General features: G+C 45.0%; 12 protein-coding genes. 11 read left to right on the forward strand and 1 reads right to left on the reverse strand.

Annotated features, from left to right (window positions below; all coding sequences use genetic code 11):
• The first annotated feature begins 10 nt into the window (after positions 1-10).
• The 9 genes from BN3283_RS04675 to BN3283_RS04715 all read left to right on the forward strand — a co-directional run bounded on the left by BN3283_RS04675 (position 11) and on the right by BN3283_RS04715 (position 16,656).
• Positions 11-1,576, forward strand: a complete 1,566-nt coding sequence (locus BN3283_RS04675; protein ID WP_059025824.1) for a RagB/SusD family nutrient uptake outer membrane protein — start codon at positions 11-13, stop codon at positions 1,574-1,576.
• Between the two features lie 23 nt (positions 1,577-1,599).
• On the forward strand, positions 1,600-2,349 hold the full coding sequence (locus tag BN3283_RS04680; protein ID WP_059025825.1) for a DUF4843 domain-containing protein: 750 nt from the start codon (positions 1,600-1,602) through the stop codon (positions 2,347-2,349).
• A 17-nt stretch (positions 2,350-2,366) separates the two neighbouring features.
• Positions 2,367-3,959 carry a PKD-like family lipoprotein gene (locus BN3283_RS04685; protein WP_059025826.1) on the forward strand — a complete coding sequence of 531 codons (1,593 nt, stop codon included), beginning with the start codon at positions 2,367-2,369 and terminating at the stop codon, positions 3,957-3,959.
• A gap of 169 nt (positions 3,960-4,128) precedes the next feature.
• Entirely contained in the window at positions 4,129-6,783 is a 2,655-nt protein-coding gene (locus BN3283_RS04690; protein WP_059025827.1) for a zinc-dependent metalloprotease, read from the forward strand.
• 15 nt (positions 6,784-6,798) lie between these two features.
• Positions 6,799-9,396: a zinc-dependent metalloprotease gene (locus tag BN3283_RS04695; RefSeq protein ID WP_286137521.1), complete on the forward strand. Its 2,598-nt coding sequence runs from the start codon at positions 6,799-6,801 to the stop codon at positions 9,394-9,396.
• 74 nt (positions 9,397-9,470) lie between these two features.
• Entirely contained in the window at positions 9,471-10,391 is a 921-nt protein-coding gene (locus BN3283_RS04700) for an ABC transporter ATP-binding protein (RefSeq protein ID WP_059025829.1), read from the forward strand.
• Between the two features lie 18 nt (positions 10,392-10,409).
• Complete coding sequence (locus BN3283_RS04705) at positions 10,410-12,707, forward strand: Gldg family protein (protein ID WP_059025830.1); 2,298 nt, start codon at positions 10,410-10,412, stop codon at positions 12,705-12,707.
• 712 nt (positions 12,708-13,419) lie between these two features.
• Positions 13,420-14,340, forward strand: coding sequence for an ABC transporter ATP-binding protein (locus BN3283_RS04710; RefSeq protein ID WP_059025831.1), 921 nt, complete (start codon positions 13,420-13,422; stop codon positions 14,338-14,340).
• An 18-nt stretch (positions 14,341-14,358) separates the two neighbouring features.
• Complete coding sequence (locus BN3283_RS04715; protein ID WP_041505002.1) at positions 14,359-16,656, forward strand: Gldg family protein; 2,298 nt, start codon at positions 14,359-14,361, stop codon at positions 16,654-16,656.
• Between the two features lie 186 nt (positions 16,657-16,842).
• Here BN3283_RS04715 and BN3283_RS04720 read toward each other — a convergent pair whose 3' ends face one another.
• The gene (locus BN3283_RS04720) at positions 16,843-18,132 is read right to left on the reverse strand and encodes a sugar MFS transporter (RefSeq protein ID WP_059025832.1); all 1,290 of its coding nucleotides are present in this window, start codon (positions 18,130-18,132) and stop codon (positions 16,843-16,845) included.
• Between the two features lie 309 nt (positions 18,133-18,441).
• Here BN3283_RS04720 and BN3283_RS04725 point away from each other — a divergent pair, with 309 nt between their 5' ends.
• Positions 18,442-19,005 (forward strand): RNA polymerase sigma-70 factor, encoded by a 564-nt coding sequence (locus BN3283_RS04725; protein WP_286137522.1) that lies wholly within the window; start codon positions 18,442-18,444, stop codon positions 19,003-19,005.
• Between the two features lie 119 nt (positions 19,006-19,124).
• A complete protein-coding gene (locus BN3283_RS04730; RefSeq protein WP_059025834.1) occupies positions 19,125-20,276 on the forward strand; it encodes a FecR family protein in 1,152 nt (383 codons plus the stop codon).
• Positions 20,277-20,487: the final 211 nt, after the last annotated feature.

The following is a 20,487-nucleotide window of genomic DNA, read 5'->3' on the forward strand; positions in this document are numbered from 1 at the left end:
AGTAATAGAAATGAAAGATTATATAAAAACAGTGGTATTATTGATATCGTTTTCGTTTGCCGCTTGCGAAAGCTGGTTGGACGTGCAACCGGAAACGCAAATTACCGAAGAGTCTTTGTTAACCACGGGAGATGGTTACAGATCCGTCCTGAATGGTTTATATAAAACCATGGGAGAGACAGCTTTGTACGGAAAAGAGTTGACTTGGGGTATGTTGGATTGTATATCTCAACAATATAAGCTGGGAGAAGATAATTTTTATGCGGGGAAGATTTGGAGGGATTTTGCAAAACTCGACTACACGACCACTTATTCCGTCAGTTATTTGAAAAGTGTGTGGACGGATGCTTATAATATCATCGCCAATGCTAACAATTTGATACAGAATCTAAAAAATGCAAGTCCCGATCTTTTTTCTCAAGGAGAGATGGAAAAGAACCTTATTTTGGGAGAGGCTTACGCTTGTCGGGCTTTTATGCATTTCGATATGTTGCGGTTGTTTGCTCCGGCTCCGGTCAATGACGATGGAAAAGCTTATGTTCCCTATGTAGAAGCTTATCCCAGCCTCTATTCTCAAAAATTGGGCGTACAGTCTTGTATCGATAAAATAATAACCGATTTGGAACAGGCTCGTCCGCTTGTTGTTGTCTGGGATACTTCTCTCGTGGGAAGAGGAACTTTAATCAGAGGAGAGAGTAGATTCCATAATACGTTCGTGTTCGGAACGGAAATTTACGGTAATCAGACCCTGAATGTGGAGAGCTTCTTCAAAGGACGCGGATATCGCATGCACTATTTTGCTGTAACGGCTTTGTTGGCAAGAGCCTATCAATATGCCGGAAGGTATCAGGAGGCCTATGAATGTGCAAAAGAGGTGTTGGAATTTAAGGTGAAGAGTAATTACGGTAACGAGTTAGCATTCGATAAGGATGATTTTTCCGGAGTCAGTTCTACCAATTGGAATAATAAAAAAGATCTGAAAACGATCAGTAACCTGATTTTCGGTGTGTATAATGAAAATGCTTATGAAGATTTCGGGTTGTCTTACAGTTATGCGCCGGAATATACGGGAAGTGCGGGATGGTTCGTGCTTAATCTCGATGGACAGAAAGTTTTCCAGAATTATGCGGGAGTGGACGAATCCGACCGCGATTATCGTTATTTGCGTTTGACCTATCTTGCCGGAGGAGAGTATCCTATTTCAGGAAAGTATTATTGTAGTACGGATGAGACGACCCGGGATTATAATGCCACGGTTATCCCGTTGATTCGTGCGACAGAGATGAAATACATTATGGCGGAGTACTACGCTCGTCAAAATAATTTCCCTGAAGCTAAAAAAATATTGGAAGATATTCGTAAGGCGAGAGGATGCGTTGAGTCCCTTAGTATTTCCAGTTGGGCGGATTTTGTAAGCGAATTGATCCGGGATGCCCGCAGAGAGTGGATCGGTGAAGGACAATTATTCTATTTATACAAGCGTTTGAATGCCAGTGTGGATTTCGGTAATGGAACGGTTCGTCCTTTTACTCGTAGTGAATATTTGTTGCCGATACCGACGAATGAAGGATTATGATAAATTTTAAATGATTTATAGATATGAAAAAGAGTATATATTTAAGTTTCCTTCTTTGTTTATTCTGGGCCTGTGAAGAAGAGAAAATTTTTACGTTTGCGGATCGTCCCGAAGTTTTTTTCGATAAATTTTATATGGATGCTATCTATCCCGGTACGGAAGGGGCCGATTCGACCGAGGTTTCTTTCTTCCATTATCCTGATGGAACCAAGGATATAGAAGTTCCGCTTGTAGTCTGTCTTTCCGGAAATCTTTTGACGGAAGACCTTACGTTCGGGTTAAAAGCCGTTACGGAAGGAAGTACGGGAGAGGAAGGAAAGGAGTTTACCCTGGATCCCTCTTATACGTTTAAGTCGACAACTGTGGGAGAAGATGCCGTGGACATAAGAGATACCATCTACTTGAAAATACACCGGACAGCTAAAATGGATGTAGCTCCCGTGCGGATTATCGTGGAATTGGTTCCCGGCGAAAAACTAGCCTTAGGACAATGGGAGAGGAGAAGGGCGATTATCGTCGTTTCGACGCAAGTATCACCGCCTGATTGGTGGGATGGCGAGGTAACGAGTTATCTGTTAGGAAAATATTCGGAGAAGAAGTTCAAATTATTCATGAGCGAAATCGATAAGAAGGGAGAGATGAGTAAAGAGCTGATCGCGGAATCTCCCGACAGGGCTAAACAACTTGTTTTACAGTTTAAAGAGTGGTTGCTGGAACAAAATCCTCGGATATACGACGATGAAAATAACGAGTACATGCAAGTGATGTTGTAATTTAAAATGAAGTTATTATGATGAAAAACAAAATATTGTTAGGATGTTTATTCCTCGCCGCCTTATTGATAGGTTGTTTCGATGACGAGGGAACATATGACTACAAGGAGATCAACGGTCCGGTATGGGATTATAATTACTCCTCTTCTCCGGTTTATATTCGTGCTTACGAGGGGGATTCCACGAAGGCGACGGTTCCGATGCATTTCGAAGGAGATTCTTCTAATTTTAGATTCGAATGGAGAACTTACGACGGGAAACTTTTCTGTGAGGAAAGAGTGTTGGCGATATCTACGGATACCTTGTTTTCGAGATTGGGGATTACCTCTTATACGGAGATTCCTCAAACCGGAACCTTCACCGCCGTTGACCAGTCAACCGGAATGAAGTTCGTTGCAAGACTTTGGTTTTATACTTATGGAAGATACAGAAGAGGCAACGTCTTGATTTTGTCCGAGAACGGCAGTAATGCCAAATTGTCGTGTTATTCGCAAAAAACAGAAACCGTTAACGGGGTGAGTAAAGTGGTTTATAGTTTGCAGGATAATGTTTTTGAAGTAGCAAATGCCGATATGAAATTGGAGGGAACACCTCGCGGATTGTACGCGAATCATGACAACGCGATCTCTTCTTCCATGGCGGCGACGACGGTATTGACGAGTAAGGGTATATACGTGGTCAATAACGAGAATATGAAATTCGCCGGGGAGTTGAAGGATGAATTTATGAGCGGAGCTCCTGCTAATTTTGATGTCGTGAGTGCGTTCCATCGCAGTCGGCTTTCTTTGTTGGCAACGGCAGACGGAAAGTTATACCAGAGAGTTAAAACGGCCAGTTGGTTGGGAGGAAAATTCCAGTCGGAACCTTATATTGTAGATGAAAAAGGATATCAAGTGACGGGCTTCGGTTTAGGACGTACTCCCTCGGGGGGATATATTTCACCTTGTTGGGACGAGAAAAACCGGAGAATATTGATGATTAAGATGAATTCTGAGCCCTTTAATATTTTCCCTTTGACTTACGTGGAGGGTGCCGAGTATCCGGATCCGGTCTGGGCTATGCCGGAAGGAACAGAGGTGCTGCACCTGTTTGCGGGAGAGTATTACAATTATCTGGGAAATGTGTATAAATATTCGATCATTTACAATGACAAGGATGGAAAAACTTGGTTGACCGATTTTATTGTCAATCGGGCTACCGGTTTGGTCGTTCAACATGAAGAGGCCGGTAAACAAGCGTTCCCGGGAGGAAATTTGCCCAAAGGAACGAAGTTTTTGACTTCGGCCGCCAATTACGGTGCTCCGATATCCAATAACTATATTTTCTATTCCAAAGGAAAAGAGATTCATTACGTGAACCGGGAAAATAATACGACCGGAAGCTTAATGAGCAGTCCGTTTGTTGCCAATGTTGTGGCGTTTATTTATAACGCGTATAATATAGATTACAACAGATTGTATGTCGCTTTGGAAAACGGAGACTTTTTTGCAATTGACATATCTAATATCATTACTCCTAAGATCATAGAAGAGACGAGATTTAACGTGGGTGGAAAGATTGTTGACCTTTTGGAGTTGGCCTATAATAGTTATACCGATTTTTATAAATGATGATTTGTAAAAAGATTTTGGTAGATGACTAATGGAAGGTATTCCAAAAGTATCTTTTGGAATACCTTCTTTCCTGAATATTTAATTGATTTATAGAACCATAACGGTTTGGTAACTGTTGTGGAATGGGAATGTTATATTGTATTTGTAAAATTGAAAAGAATTGGTAATGAAAAAAAGAGTTGTGATTTTCTTTATCGTGTTTGCTTTATTCGGAAGCGGACAGCTTGCCTTTGCAAAGCAAAAGAAAAAGGACAAGCTTCAGCCGAAGAGCGAAACTGCTTACGATAAATTGTTTAAAGGGAAAGCCTGTGAAACGGCAAGAGGTCTTTTCACCATACACAAGATGGATGGTAAGGTTTATTTCGAGATCCCGTTGACTTTATTGGACCGTGAAATGCTGCTGGGTTCAACCATATCGGAGACGACAAGCAACTGGTTCGGTAGCGTGGGAGAGAAACCGACGGACCCCTTGCACGTTGTATTCACGAGAAGAGATTCTCTCGTGAGCTTATGTAAAGTGAACACGATGTACACCACGGAAGTGGAAAACTTGAAAGAACGCGTTAAGGCAAGCACACGACCTGCCACGTTATACAACACCGGGATCCTCGCTTACACTCCGGACAGCACGGCGGTGGTAATCGACGTGACCGATTTCTTTATCAGCGATAACGAGGAGTTGACCCCGTTTTCTCCATACGCACCGATCCTCGGAAACGGTCGTTGGATCGTCAAAGAGTTTAAAAAGGATAAATCCCAGCTGGGGAAGGTGAAGTCTTTCTCTGATAATGCGAGCGTGCAGTCCTCTTTAAGTTACGAGGTAAATGTTCGCGACGGTCGGTATTACTACATTTACAAGTTACCTTTCACGTCGGTATTGACCCGCAGTTTTATCCTTTTACCTGACGAGCCGATGCGTCCCCGCCTGGCTGATCCCCGTATCGGTATTTTTTACCAGGGGGTATCCTCTTTCAGTCACGACAATAAAGGAGTCGAGGCCCTTTATTATGCGACTCGCTGGCGTCTGGAACCTTCGGACGAATCGGCCTATCGTTCGGGGCAGCTGGTAGAGCCTAAAAAACCTATCGTCTGGTATGTTGATAACGCCTTTCCCGAGAGTTGGAAAAAATACATCAAAGCCGGAGTGGAGGAGTGGCAGGCTGCCTTCGAGAAGATAGGCTTTAAAAACGCCATAATCGCGAGGGACTTCCCGACGGACGATCCGGAGTTCGATCCCGATAACCTGAAGTATTCTTGCGTGAGGTACTCCCCTTCCTGGATCGCTAATGCCATGGGCCCCTCTTGGACGGACCCTCGCACGGGAGAGATATTGAACGCTTCCGTTTACCTTTACCATAACATGGTAGAGTTGGTCACGAACTGGCGTTTCCTGCAAACGGCGCCGGCAGATCCGGACGTGCGTAAGGTCGCTTTTGACGAGGAGACCCTTGGTAATTGTATCCGTTACGTGGTGGCGCACGAGGTGGGGCACTGCCTGGCCTTGATGCACAATATGGCGGGTTCTTCCTCGATCCCGACGGACTCGTTGCGTTCACCCTCTTTCACCCAAAAACATGGAACTACGTACTCGATCATGGATTACGCCCGTAACAACTACGTGGCCCAACCTGGCGATAAAGAGAGAGGGGTAAAATTGACTCCCCCCAACCTGGGCTTGTACGACTTGTACGCTATCGCCTGGTTATACACTCCTCTATTGGATGTCAAGAGCGCTCGAGATGAAGTTCCGACATTGAACCGGTGGATCAGCGAGAAATCTGGCGATCCCGTTTATCGTTACGGCAAACAACAGATATATTCACGTTTTGACCCGAGCTCAATCGAGGAAGATTTGGGAGACGACGCTATAAAGTCGGCGACCTACGGCGTGAAAAACTTGAAACACGTGCTCTCGAACATGAGTGCCTGGGTAGGAAAAGACGATCCCGACCTGGCGTTCCGGGAGAACATGTACAACGAGATTATTTACCAGTACGTTCGGTACGTGAACCACGTTTTATTGAATATCGGCGGTATTTACTTGAACGAGCGTTATGACGGAGATTCCCGCCCCAGTTATTCCGTGGTTCCGAGAGAGAAACAACGCCGTGCGTTTCACTTTTTGTTGAGCCAGATCGGTGATCTTGATTGGCTTGACGCTAAAGAGTTGCAATCTAAATGGCCGTTGCGGAGCGAAATCTCGTCCGAACTGGAAGACAAAATCTTCGGAGCGGTGATGAGCCGGTTGGGGAGTGTCACTTTAACGGCGGTGAAAGATGAAAATAAGGATACTTACACCCCCCGGGAATTTTTAAATGACGTTCAAGAGTTCGTTTTCAAACCGACCAGACAGGGTAAGACCCTTTCGGTGTCGGAGAAGAAACTCCAGATGAAATTGCTTGCCAATATCATGTTGTTCTCGGACGTGGCGAAGAAAGGAATCTCGGGTGACCCGTTCTCGATCGTTTCCGGTAGCGGGCTCGTGGATGTCCCGGAAGTGGTGAAGACGTTTCACCGTGAAAAATACGGGATGTTATCTACGGAGTGGATGGGCATGTATTCGGACTTTCCGCGTGTCGAGGCTTGCAAGGAGGTGCCTGCACTTGAACGGGGTACGAGCTTGGAACATTTAGAGCGTCAGGGTTTCGGTTACTGGGTGAATGTCAATTCGAATACGGTAGTTGAGCCTCTTGATCACCTCTATTTCGACATGTTGAAAAAGATACAGTCCCTGGTTAAATCGAAATCCAATACCGGTTCTGCCGATACCCGTCAACATTACCGTTTACTACTTTATAAACTGGAACAGGCGTTGAAATAATTCATGATGTCACGTATGAAAGGAATACTATATATATTGATCACTTCTTTTTTGCTGGGATTTTTTTGCCAGGAATCTTGGGCGCGGAAAAAGAAGAGAGTGGAGAGGGGAGAAACGTTGACCCCTTACCGGCAACTTTTTCAAGGTAAAAAAGTGCAAACTTCCCGGGGGGTGATGACGATCCACAAGGTGGGTGACAAAGTCCTCGTCGAGTATCCGCTGAATCTGCTGGGAAAAGAGATGTTACTGGTCTCTTCTATCGAAGATATCAGCGATAACGGAGAGGGAGTCGTCGGTCAATTCGGGGGGTACTCGCTTCCCTTCCGTTTCGTTCTTTTGGACTCGACGTTACAGGCGCGGATTTCTCTCCTGGATAAGCCCTTGAACCGTGGCGGAGACCAGAACCTGGACGAGGCGATAGAGCGGTCCAATGCGGGTGGCGTTTACGCTTCTTTCAAAGTTGCGGCTTACACGCCGGATAGTAGCGCTATCGTGGTTGACATGACCCCTCTTTTCATGGAATACTCTCCTTACACGACCCCTTTTGCCGCTTACTCGGCTAACTCTTTTTACGGTTATATCGCCCGTGTTCACGAGTACAAGAAAGAGACCTCTTTCTTGAAAGAGGTCAGGTCTTATAAAGATAATATCTCGGTGACTTGCGAGTTGGGTTTTATCGAAAACATGTACTTGTTCGGTGCATTCAAGATGTTACCGGCCGATGTTAAGGTTTCCGTTACGACTAACAAGATGTTGTTATTGTTACCGGAGGAGCCGATGAAACCCCGCTTGGCGGATCCCCGCTTGGGAGTTTCTTTCACAAGCGTGTCCCAGTTTCCGGATGGTCGAAAGCCCCTTGAAAGAACGTATTTCACGAAACGCTGGCGTTTAGAGCCGAGCGATAGCGTGGCTTACCAGCGAGGAGAATTGGTCGAACCTCTGAAACCGATCGTTTTTTACATGGACACGTTGATGCCCCCGGCCTGGAAGAAACCCGTGAAAGAGGGTATCGAGGCTTGGAATGCGGCTTTTGAGAAGATAGGATTCAAAAATGCGATACGCGTGGTCGATTTCCCGAGGAACGATCCGGATTTTAATGCCAACAACATCGGTTATTCGACGGTCCGTTACGCCCCGCTATGGATGGACATGCAAAGTTCCATGACGATCGACCCTCGTACGGGAGAGATATTGCAGGCGTCTCTTTACCTTTATGACGGGTTGGCCTCCGGTTTACAACTTGATCGCAAGGTGACGACGATGGCTTCCGACCCGGGAGTGAGACGGAAACAGCTTTCCGACGAACAGATCGGGGAGCTTATCCGGGCGAATGTCATGCGTGAAACGGGTATTAACTTGGGTTTAGTCTACAACGCTGGGGCCTCGAGTGCTTATCCGGTAGACTCTTTGCGTTCCCCTTCATTCACGCGGGAACACGGTTTGAGTCCCTCGATCATGGATGATGTGCCTTGTAATTACATCGCCCAACCGGGAGATGTGGAGAAAGGCGTTCGTATGACTCCGAAAGGTTTGGGCGATTACGACTATTACGTGATCAATTGGTTGTACCGTCCTATCGCTAACGCTTCCCGTCCGGAGGATGAATTTGAAACCTTAGACCGTTGGATCAAGGAAGGCCGGGACAACCCCAATTGTCGTTTCGGTAAAATGCCTTATTACTATTACGACCCGACGACGTTCGCCGGGGATTTGGGAGACGATCATTTAAAGGCCCTCGAATACGCCGTTAATAATTTGAAACTCTCCGTTCGTCATTTTTATGAATGGTACGCTGAAGGAGACGTTGATCAACGCCAGCGCGCGATCTTGTATAACATGTTATACGGGCAATTACAAAAACGGGTAAACGACCTTTCGATAAACCTTGGCGGTTTTTATCAACGCGAGGCGTTTGACGATGAAGATCTGACGAGTTACACCGCGGTTCCGAAAACCACGCAGAAAGCTACTTTGAAAGCGATGGTCGACCTGGCGAAAGATCTTTCCTGGTTGGAGAACGAGGCCGTCCTGCGACAACTCGAGATCGGCAACTCTTATATCGACCGTATCCGTGGTTTTATTTTCGGTACGTTGACCTTCCGTTTGAAGTACGTGGCGTTGGGAGCCGAAAAAGGTAGCGGTTATCCCGTGGAGGAGTATGTCGACGATATCTATAAAGCGGTTTGGGAAGGCACGATAAAAAACCGTCCGTTAGAGAAGCACGAGATGGCCTTGCAACGGGAGTTCTTGGGAAGCGTTGTCGCCTCCTCGACGGTAGCGACCAATGCCGGGAATTTCGTTCCCAAAAAAGGTTTGGTGGATTCATATAAAGCGGTATTCCCCGTTATAGACATGAAAACGGCAAACCGGTTAATGGACGAGTACCGCAATCAGGTGCGTGTCGACGGAAAGGCCGTTGAGGAACAAAGCGGTTTTTACCCGAACATGAACGTGGTTATGCCGAGTGATTATATCCCGGTGGATCATTATTTCAACATGTTGTTTAAAGTTCAGGATTTGTTGAAAACTGCCGTTCAGAAAAGTTCCGGTGATACGAAATTGCATTACGAGTACATGTTGTACAAGATACGGAAGATGTTGGATAAGAAATAATAATTGACGTTTTAAAGTGTTGATTTATAAAAGATAATAAAATATTAATCACTAATATAAAGTAAATCTATTGTATGGAAGAATCGATTGTAAAAATTGAAAATCTATCTCATCGTTACACGATCCAGTGGGCGATCCGGGATATCAATTTCGAGATTACCCGGAACGGTATTTACGGGTTGCTCGGCTCCAACGGCGCGGGCAAGTCGACCACGATGAATATCATGTGTGGCGTGTTGAGACCGACGGAAGGTGATGTTTACATCAAGGGAGTGAGTATCCGGGAGAACCCTGTAGAGGCGAAACGCCATATCGGCTTTTTGCCCCAGACGCCGCCCTTGCACCCGGATTTGACGGTGACGGAGTACCTGGAGTATTGCGCGGGCTTGCGTCACGTTCCGGACAGCGAGATATCGAACGCCGTGAAGGCGGTTATGGGCAAGTGCGGGATCAGTCATTTCAGCAAGCGTTTGATCCGTAACCTCTCTGGCGGTTATCAACAGCGCGTGGGTATAGCGCAGGCCATCATCCACAACCCCGAGTTCGTGGTTTTGGACGAGCCGACGAACGGTTTGGACCCGAACCAGATCGTGGAGATCCGTCACCTGATCAAGGAGATCGCGGAGGATCGCACCGTTGTGTTGTCGACGCATATCTTGTCAGAAGTTCAGGCGACTTGCGACTACATCCGTATGATCGAGCAGGGTAACCTTGTTTTCGCCGGAACGGTGGACGAGTTCGATAATTACATCATCCCGAACACGTTGGTAGTGACGCTGGTTGCCGCCCCGCCGGTAGAGGAGTTGCGTTCTATCCCTGGCGTGAGTGGAGTGGAAGAGCTGGGAGGGATGAAGTATCGTCTTCAATACACGGATTTCCAGGAGGTTACTGAGCGACTCGTTGAGACGAGTGTCTCCCGGGGATGGAGATTGACGGAGGTTTACCAGGAGAAGAGCTCTCTTGACGCGATATTCGCGGAGTTATCAAAGAAGTAATTTTAAAACACGTTTACAATGAAGACAATATACAAAATAGCGAAGACGGAATTACAAACGTTGTTCTACTCGCCGATCGCGTGGTTGATCCTGATCATCTTTACCTTTCAATGCAGCATGGCTTTCTCCGACCTGATGAGCGGCTTGGTACGTCGGGAATCGTTGGGATACGGGAACTATAACGCTACCATGGGTTTATACGCAGGCTGGAGGGGTCTGTTCACGGCCGTTCAATCTTACCTTTACCTTTACATCCCTTTGTTGACGATGAGCTTGATGAGCCGGGAGTTCGGTAGCGGTTCAATTAAATTACTATACTCCTCGCCGGTGACGAACTGGCAGATCATTCTCGGGAAATACGCCTCTATGATGGTGTACGCTCTCGTTCTGATGGGCGTGTTGGCAATTTTCGGGATTTACACGGCTTTCGCGGTAAAAGATGCCGATATTCCTCTTATTCTTTCGGGTATGTTGGGCTTGTACCTTTTGATTTGCGCTTACGCGGCGATCGGTTTGTTCATGTCGAGCCTGACCTCTTACCAGATCGTTGCCGCCGTGGGTACTTTGGCGATCCTTGCGGCCTTAAGTTACGTGAAGGGATTGTGGCAGGAGATCGATTTCGTTCGCGATATCACGTTCTGGCTGGCGATTTCCGGTCGAGCCGGAGAATTCGTTAACGGTTTGATCTGCTCCGAGGACGTGATCTATTTCCTGATCGTGATCGGCTTGTTCCTGTTCATGACCGTCATTCGCTTGCAATCCCGCAGACAGAAGAGTTCGTGGGCCGTAAATATCGGTAAATACGCCGTGGTATGGTTTATTGCCATGCTTGTCGGTTACCTCTCTTCACGTCCGTCTTTAATGTCGTTTTATGATGTAACGCGTACGAAACAGAACACGTTGACCCCGAACAGTCAGGATATCGTTGCCCGCATGGACGGGAAGTTGACGATCACGACCTACGTGAATGTCATGGATGATTACTATTGGATCGGTATGCCCTCGCAAAAAAGTTACGATTTGCGTCGTTTCCGTCAGTATCTCCGTTTTAAACCGGATATCACGATGAAATATGTTTATTATTACGATTCGGTAAAAAACATGAAGAACCTGGAAAAGAGGTACCCGAACATGACCTTCGACCAGATGGTGAAGAGGACGCTTGAATCCACCGGATTGGACACAACGAAGGTATTGAAGCCCGAACAGATTCGTGCACAAATTGATTTGTCCGGGGAGTACAATCGTTTCGTTCGTTTGTTGGAGAGGGAGAACGGTCAAAAGACCTTCTTGCGGGTGTTCGATGACATGATGATCTTCCCCGGGGAGACGGAGATCTCGGCCGCTTTCAAACGTATCGTGATGAAGTTGCCGAAGGTAGGCTTTTTGACGGGTCACGGGGAGCGTAACACGGAACGGGAAGGGGATCGCGATTACAGCATGTTCACGCGAGACAAGCCTTTCCGTTACTCGTTGATCAACCAGGGCTTCGATTTCGAGAGCGTGACGCTCGACAAGGAGGTACCTGCAGACGTGAACATTCTGGTTATCGCCGAGATGCGTCAACCGTTGACGGCAGCCGAGCAAGTGAACCTGGACAAGTACATCGCCCGGGGGGGAAACTTGCTGATCGCCGGGGAACCCAGGCGTCGGGATGTCATGAACCCGTTGATAGAGCAATTCGGCGTTCAGTTTGTACCTGGAATTCTTGTTCGCCCGACGGAGAATTTCCAGTCGGATTTGATCGTTGCGCGTCCGACGCGCGAGGCAGCGGACTTCTCTTATATCTATAACACGATGAGGCGCCGGGAGTACGTGGCAACGATGCCCGGTTGTTCGGGTTTGGATTACGTGACGGACAAGGGTTTCGATGTAACCCCGTTGTTCGTGAGCGACACGATCGATTGCTGGAACGAGTTGCAGACGACTAATTTCGTTGATGACACGGCCCGTTTCAACCCGTCGAGTGGGGAGATGCAGAAAACGTTCGTGACGGCCTTGGCTTTATCGCGGAAGATAGGGGGTAAGGAGCAACGCGTCATGATATTTGGCGATGCCGATTGTATCAGTAATGGCGAATTGAGAATATCTCGAAAAGATATCAGGGCTTCTAACTACTCGATTATACAAGGGGCCTTCTTCTGGTTATCGAACGAGGAAGTGCCTATCGATGTACGTCGTCCGACACCACCGGACAATAAAGTTTACCCGAGCGAGACCGGTATGTACATCACGAAGATCATGTTCATGGGAGTACTGTCTGCTATTTTAATTTTCATAGCCATATTTATATGGATACGGAGAAGAGGGCGATAGTAGTTGCGTGGTGATTTTTACTCATCGCTCGTTTCCTTGCGGGCTTACCCGGCGGGAGACGGCGATGATTTTTGGACAATATGGTTAGAATTTTTAAATAAACCGAGGGGAAATTTTGTAGTGTGTAATTAGCCGTATTGACTTGTAATGTTGATCTAAAGAGGGATCGTTTGGAGACGAACGATCCCTCTCGTTTTTTGGGTCGAATCGTCGATTCAATAAGGATTGAGCATGATATGGAAACGGATAAATAGGATTTTATACTCTATTTTACCGGTCCGGTGATAAAATATTGGAGATGTGCATGTAAAATTTTTTTATATTTTTCACTATCGAGTGTATTAAAATAAAAAATTATTTATTTATTTTTGTTAGCCGGATGTAGTATTTGTGTAAAAACAATAATCATGAGAATTGTAAACAAGTTTTTTCTTCTACAGCTACCGAGAGCTGGTTTTTGTATGCAAAGAGTGTTTGTAAGGCAAAAAGAGAGTGACAAAATCAGTGGGAATCTAAAATTGTTTATTAAACTTATGTAAAGAAGATAGCAGGGGTATCCTGTCGTATCTCTTTGTACCAGTTTCTGAAAAAAATAGGTTTACCTATTATAGAAGTTATTTTGAGCAAAACAGATACAGGGAAAATATACTTTCGATAAGTTGTTATGTTGAAACGGATGCATTTTAATCACAATTATAAGTAAATCTATTGTATGGAAGAATCAATTGTAAAAGTAGAAAATTTGTCTCATCGTTACACGATCCAGTGGGCGATCCGGGATATCAATTTCGAGATCACCAAGAACGGTATTTATGGCCTGTTGGGTTCCAACGGCGCGGGCAAGTCGACCACGATGAATATCATGTGCGGTGTCTTGCGTCCGACGGAAGGAAACGTTTATATCAAGGGAGTGAGTATCCGGGAGAACCCTGTAGAGGCGAAACGCCATATCGGCTTTTTGCCCCAGACGCCGCCCTTGCACCCGGATTTGACGGTGACGGAGTACCTGGAGTATTGCGCGGGCTTGCGTCACGTTCCGGACAGCGAGATATCGAACGCCGTGAAGGCGGTTATGGGCAAGTGCGGGATCAGTCATTTCAGCAAGCGTTTGATCCGTAACCTCTCTGGCGGTTATCAACAGCGCGTGGGTATAGCGCAGGCCATCATCCACAACCCCGAGTTCGTGGTTTTGGACGAGCCGACGAACGGTCTGGACCCGAACCAGATCGTGGAGATCCGTCACCTGATCAAGGAGATCGCGGAGGATCGCACCGTTGTGTTGTCGACGCATATCTTGTCAGAAGTTCAGGCGACTTGCGACTACATCCGTATGATCGAGCAGGGTAACCTTGTTTTCGCCGGAACGGTGGACGAGTTCGATAATTACATCATCCCGAACACGTTGGTAGTGACGCTGGTCGCCGCCCCGCCGGTAGAGGAGTTGCGTTCTATTCCTGGCGTGAGTGGAGTGGAAGAGCTGGGAGGGATGAAGTATCGTCTTCAATACACGGATTTCCAGGAGGTTACTGAGCGACTCGTTGAGACGAGTGTTTCCCGAGGATGGAGATTGACGGAGGTTTACCAGGAGAAGAGTTCCTTGGATGCCGTTTTTGCCGAATTATCAAAGAAATAATTTTAAAACACGTTTACAATGAAGACAATATTCAAGATAGCGAAGACGGAGTTGCAAACTCTGTTCTATTCCCCGATCGCGTGGTTGATCCTGATCATTTTTACCTTTCAATGCAGCATGGCCTTCTCCGATTTAATGGGAGGGATGGTACGCTCCAATTCTTTAGGCTACGGAAACTACAATGTTACCGGGGGGCTTTTTGACGGTTGGAGAGGTTTGTTTGTAACCGTTCAATCTTACCTTTACCTTTACATCCCTTTGTTGACGATGAGCTTGATGAGCCGGGAGTTCGGTAGCGGTTCAATTAAATTACTATACTCCTCGCCGGTGACGAACTGGCAGATCATTCTCGGGAAATACGCCTCGATGATGGTGTACGCTCTCGTTTTGATCGGAGTTTTGATGCTTTATGCTATATATGCAATTTGTGCCGCCAAAAATATCGATATTCCCTATATCCTTTCCGGCTTATTGGGATTATACTTACTGATCTGCGCTTATGCGGCGATCGGTTTGTTCATGTCGAGCCTGACCTCTTACCAGATCGTTGCCGCTGTAGGAACTTTAGCGGTTCTTGCGGCCTTATCTTACGTGAAGGGATTGTGGCAGGAGATCGATTTTGTCCGGGATTTGACCTTCTGGTTGGCCATAGACGGTCGAGCCGGAGAATTTGTTGACGGTTTGATCTGCTCGGAAGATGTCATTTACTTTTTGATCGTAATCCTTTTGTTCCTGTCTATGGCTGTGATTCGTTTACAAGCTCGCAGACAGAAGAGTTCTTGGATGGTAAACTGGGGCAAATACGTTGGAGTTTGGGCGGTGGCGCTGTTTATCGGTTACCTCTCTTCTCGTCCGTCGTTGATGTCTTTTTACGATGCGACGCGTACGAAACATAATACGTTGACGCAAAATAGCCAGGATATCGTTGCCCGCATGGACGGTAAATTGACGATCACGACCTACGTGAATATTATGGATCGTTTTTATTGGTATGGTTCTCCTTCCAGTCGGAATTGGGATTTGGAACGTTTTAAACAATATGTTCGTTTCAAACCGGATATCACGATGAAATATGTTTATTACTATGATTCGATAAAGGATATGAAGAGTCTCGAAAAGAGATATCCCGATATGACCTTCGAGGAAATGGTAAAAAAGACGATCGAGATCATCAAATTGGATTCGAATAAAATATTGAAACCGGAACAGATTCGCGAACAGATCGACCTGAAGCCGGAAATGAATCGTTTCGTTCGTTTGTTGGAGAGAGAGAACGGTCAAAAGACCTTCTTGCGGGTGTTCGATGACATGATGGTTTTCCCGGGAGAGACGGAGATCTCTGCAGCTTTCAAACGTTTAGTGATGAAATTACCGAAAGTTGGGTTCTTAACCGGACATGGAGAACGTAACACGGAACGTCAGGGAGACCGGGATTACAGTAGTTTCACGCAGGATAAACCTTTCCGCTATTCATTGATTAACCAGGGATTCGATTTTGAGAATGTAACGTTGGACAAAACGATTCCGGAGGATGTGAATATTCTTGTGATTGCCGAGATGCGTCAACCGTTAACGGCTGAAGAACAAGCGAATTTGGATAATTATATTGCCCGAGGCGGAAACTTGTTTATCGTGGGAGAACCGAAACGTCAGGAAATCATGAATCCTGTGATCGAACAGTTTGGTGTTCAGTTTATGCCGGGTGTTCTTGTTCGTCCGACGGAGAATTTCCAAGCAGATCTGATCGTAGCCCGACCGACTAAAGAGGCAGCCGATTTCTCTTATATCTATAATACTATGAGACGTAGAGAATTGGTGATTACGATGCCGAGTGCTACCGGATTGGATTACACGACAGATAAAGGTTTCGAGGTTACTCCGTTGTTCGTGAGCGACACCATCAATTGTTGGAACGAGTTGCAGACGACAAACTTCGTGGATGACACGGCCCGTTTCGACCCTTCTACCGGAGAGATCCAGAAAACGTTCGTGACCGGATTGGCGTTGTCGCGGAAAGTGGGAGAGAAAGAGCAAAAAATCATGATCTTCGGAGACGCTGACTGTGTAAGTAACGGTGAATTCAGCCGGAGCCGGAAGGATATTCCTGCATCCAACTATTCGATCATACAAGGAGCTTTCTTCTGGTTATCCGATGAAGAAGTGCCTATTGATGTTCGTCGTCCCCGTTTGACTGATGACAAGGTTTATGTAGGTGAGACCGGAATGTATATTACGAAGATTGGATTTATGGGAGTATTGCCTGCTATTTTACTTTTCATAGCTATATTCATATGGATTAGAAGAAGAGGCAGATAATAGATAGAATATAAATTTTAAAGATTACCGGAGTTTCATCGATTTACAGGATTGAAACTCCGGTTTTTTATGGTTGAAAAGATGATTTGATTTTAAAATGTAGATTTTGAAATTGTAAATCGAACGTTGAATTTTTGGATTTTTAACCTGCTACGATCGTCTGTCTTTTTAATTTTGATCACGTAATCATTTAATTACAGAATCACTCCATTGAATAGTTGTAACCCGTCCTATTCTGTATCCTATAAGAGCAAAATAGAGAATTACCGCGTAGCAGGGAATGACGAGCCAGTAAGCTTGCTGGTAGCCATAAATGCTTGTTAAAGAGCCATAGAGCATGGGGAGTAGAGCTCCTCCCGCGATGGCCATAATCAATAAGGCCGATCCTGTTTTGGTATGTCGTCCTAACCCATATATGGCTAACGGGAAAATGGCCGGCCACATGAGGGAATTTGCCAGACTTAATAAAGAGAGACACCAGATTGAAATCTCCAGAGGCAAGAAAATAACCCCGCAACCTAAAATCAGTCCTAATACAGCGCAATAGGAGAGGGCTTTTTCTTGACTGATGTATTTAGGAATACAGATGATGCCGATAATATAACCTACAATCATGGCCAACATGGAATAGGTCGGAAATACCCGGGCAACATCCATGGACATGCCTTGAGCCGTCCCGTAACGAATGATGGAATCCACTGCAATTACCTCTACCCCTACATATAGGAAGAGGGCTAATACGCCGATCCATAAATGAGGAAATGAAAAAATCGTACATTTGTCTTCCGGTAACAGGGAATCACAATCACCTTCGGGGTCGTCGATATAAGGAAGGGGGGAGAATTTGACAAATAACCCTAAAATGACAAAAGAGATCATGATAATAATGTATGGAATGATCGCCTTAGAGGCTAAAATATCTAAGGCAGCAGCTCGTTCGATGACTGTCATGTGTTGTAGGCTATCTTCCAGTTGATCGATATTTTTTAACATGATGGAACCTAAAATCAATGGACTGATAGCTCCCGCTACTTTATTGCAGATCCCCATGATACTGACTCTTTGTGCGGCACTTTCCGGCGGACCCAATTCTATGACATAAGGATTAGAAGCTGTTTGAAGTATGGATAAGCCAGTTCCCATGATAAATAATCCTAACAGGAATAACCCGTAGGTCCGGGTTAAAGCGGCGGGAATAAAGGCTAAAGCTCCGAAAGCCATAATCAGAAGCCCTAACATCATACCGTTCTTGTATCCGGTCTTCTTTAAAACCCAGGAGGAAGGTAATGCCATGACGAAGTAGGCAATATAGAAGGCGAAGGTTACAAGATAACCTTGCCACTCCTCCGTTAGTTCACATGCTATATTTAAATAAGGAATCAGGGTTGCGTTTAGCCAGGTAACGAATCCGAAAATAAAAAAGAGGATACCGATAATAAAAATCCCCGTTCCGTAAGCATTTTTGTTTGGTTTCATTTTGTTTTAATATATTTGGAATATAACTTTTATTATACTACACGCGTACTTCGAACGATTTCAAAAGTAAGGACTAAAATTAAAAAATAAAAACCAAACTGAAAAATTAAATAAATAATGGAATAAGATAGGGGGTAGATTATTATTTGCCGGGTAGAATTTGTACATCTGATTTCAGATAATGGATTTATTATCTTAGAGTATAGGTCGTTTTAATAATATATAATCTTTTGTTTCTATGTATATTTTTTTATTTTTGAACATCCAAAGTCACCTTTGCGAAAGTGTGTAATGTTAAAAAAAGTACAAGTGTTAACAGATGAGGCACTTATAAAACAGCTTCATAGAGGTAATCATTTAGTGTTTAGGGAGATATTTAATCGATATTATTTCCCTTTGCGTTCTTTTGCCTCTCGCTATATAGAGAATGATGAAGTTACGGAGGATTTCGTGCAAGATGCTTTTGTAAAGGTATGGGAGAAAAAATCGGATTTTATTTTACTGGCAAGCTTAAGAAGTTATCTATACGCGAGTGTAAAAAATGCATGTCTCGATTATTTGCGACATAAACAGATGCAATTACGGCATGCCTCTGACTTAACTACTTTTTTTTCGGAGAGCGATGAAGAGGAATTTAAGTTGGAGGAGGAAGTACATGCTTTGATCTATGAAACGATAAAAGGATTGTCGGTGCAGTCTCGTCGTGTCGTACTGATGACGATGGAGGGATATTCGAATCCAGAGATTGCTGAAAAGCTGCAAATATCGCCGAATACCGTTAAGACGTTAAAACTACGGGCGTATCGGACGTTGCGGGAGCGTCTGTCCGGTGTTCATTGGCTTATGTTTTTATTACTTTATTCTCCCTTTTAAGTATATTCTTTGATGTTTTTCTGAGGATCGCTTCTATTTGATCATTTTTTCTGCAAAAAAAAGGGATAGAGTGTCACCCTGTTTCGAGATAGGTTCGTTTTAAGGGAAATTTATATAAAATGGACCATAAGAGTGTTGAAATATCGAATTTAATCTATTGTTATTTGAAAGGAACTCTGGATGAAGAGGAACGAAAAGAGTTGAACCAATGGTTGGTAAGGCCGGGTAATCGGGAATTGTTCGATCGGATTTGCGATAAAGAACGTATGTTAAAAAAATCGTTTCGTTTTGATCGGTATGATAAGGAAAAGAGTTGGAAACAGTTGGAGGAGAGGGCGGGTATTGGTCGAAAGGTGATTCGGAAAAGATGGATTGTTGCTGCTTCTTTTATTATACCGTTCTTTGTTGTTGCTTGGCTGTATATGCGGGAGAATCCTCAACCTTTACCTTCCGCTGAGGTGGAAAAAGAGATTGTTCCGGGTATGGTTTGTGCCCGATTGGAATCAGCCGACGGACAGATTTTCCATTTGGGGAAAGATTCGATAGGTACGCTTGTTTTAGCTAACGGAGGAGTTTTGAAAAATAGTTACGGAGGAGTTGCCTATTTGCCCGATTCTATATCGGGTTCCCGAAACAAATATCATGTCATGACTACCCCGAGAGCCGGGGAATTTAAATTGGCTTTACCAGATGGAACGATCGTTTGGATGAATGCGGAATCTTATTTGCGGTTTCCGGAAATTTTCGCGGATGATTGCCGGGAGGTATATGCTAAAGGTGAGCTTTATTTTGAGGTGACGCCCGATAAGAGCCGACCTTTTAGGGTGAAAATAGAGAATGGGTACACGGTTGAAGTATTGGGAACGGAGTTTAACATGAGAGCCTATGAAGGATTACCGTTGGCGACGACTTTAGTAAAAGGAAAGATCGTAATCGGGAAAGGAGAGAAACAGGTGGTTTTAAAGCCTGGTCAGCAAGCGGTAAGTCCGGTTGATAGTGAAATAATTCAGGTGAAAGAGGTGAATGTCGAATCTTATATTGCTTGGCGGAAAGGTTATTTTCTGTTCGATAACGAACGTTTGGAAGATATTATGTACGAATTGAGCCGGTGGTATGACGTACAGGTATTTTTTGAGAATCAGCAAGTGAAAGATGAACGTTTCTCCGTGGAACTTCGTCGGCATGATGATTTTAAAGATGTTTCGGATTTGATCGAACGTACCGGTTCTGTGAAAATAACGATTGATGGACATGCTGTATTTGTGAGATAAAAAGACGAGGGATGTTACCAGCATCCCTCGTGGAAGTGCCCAAGGGCACATTGTGAAACTTTAATGTTACAAATTTATGAAAAAAAGTGGACAAAAGGGGCTGTACCGACAGACCCGAAAGAAATTTTTGTTGATTATGAAGTTAACAACGGTATTTTTGTTGGCAACTTTTCTGTCTGTTTCCGGATCTATTTCGGCGCAAAAAGCAACC

The organism is Gabonibacter massiliensis, assembly GCA_001487125.1.
GTDB classification, from domain to species: Bacteria; Bacteroidota; Bacteroidia; order Bacteroidales; family Marinifilaceae; genus Gabonibacter; species Gabonibacter massiliensis.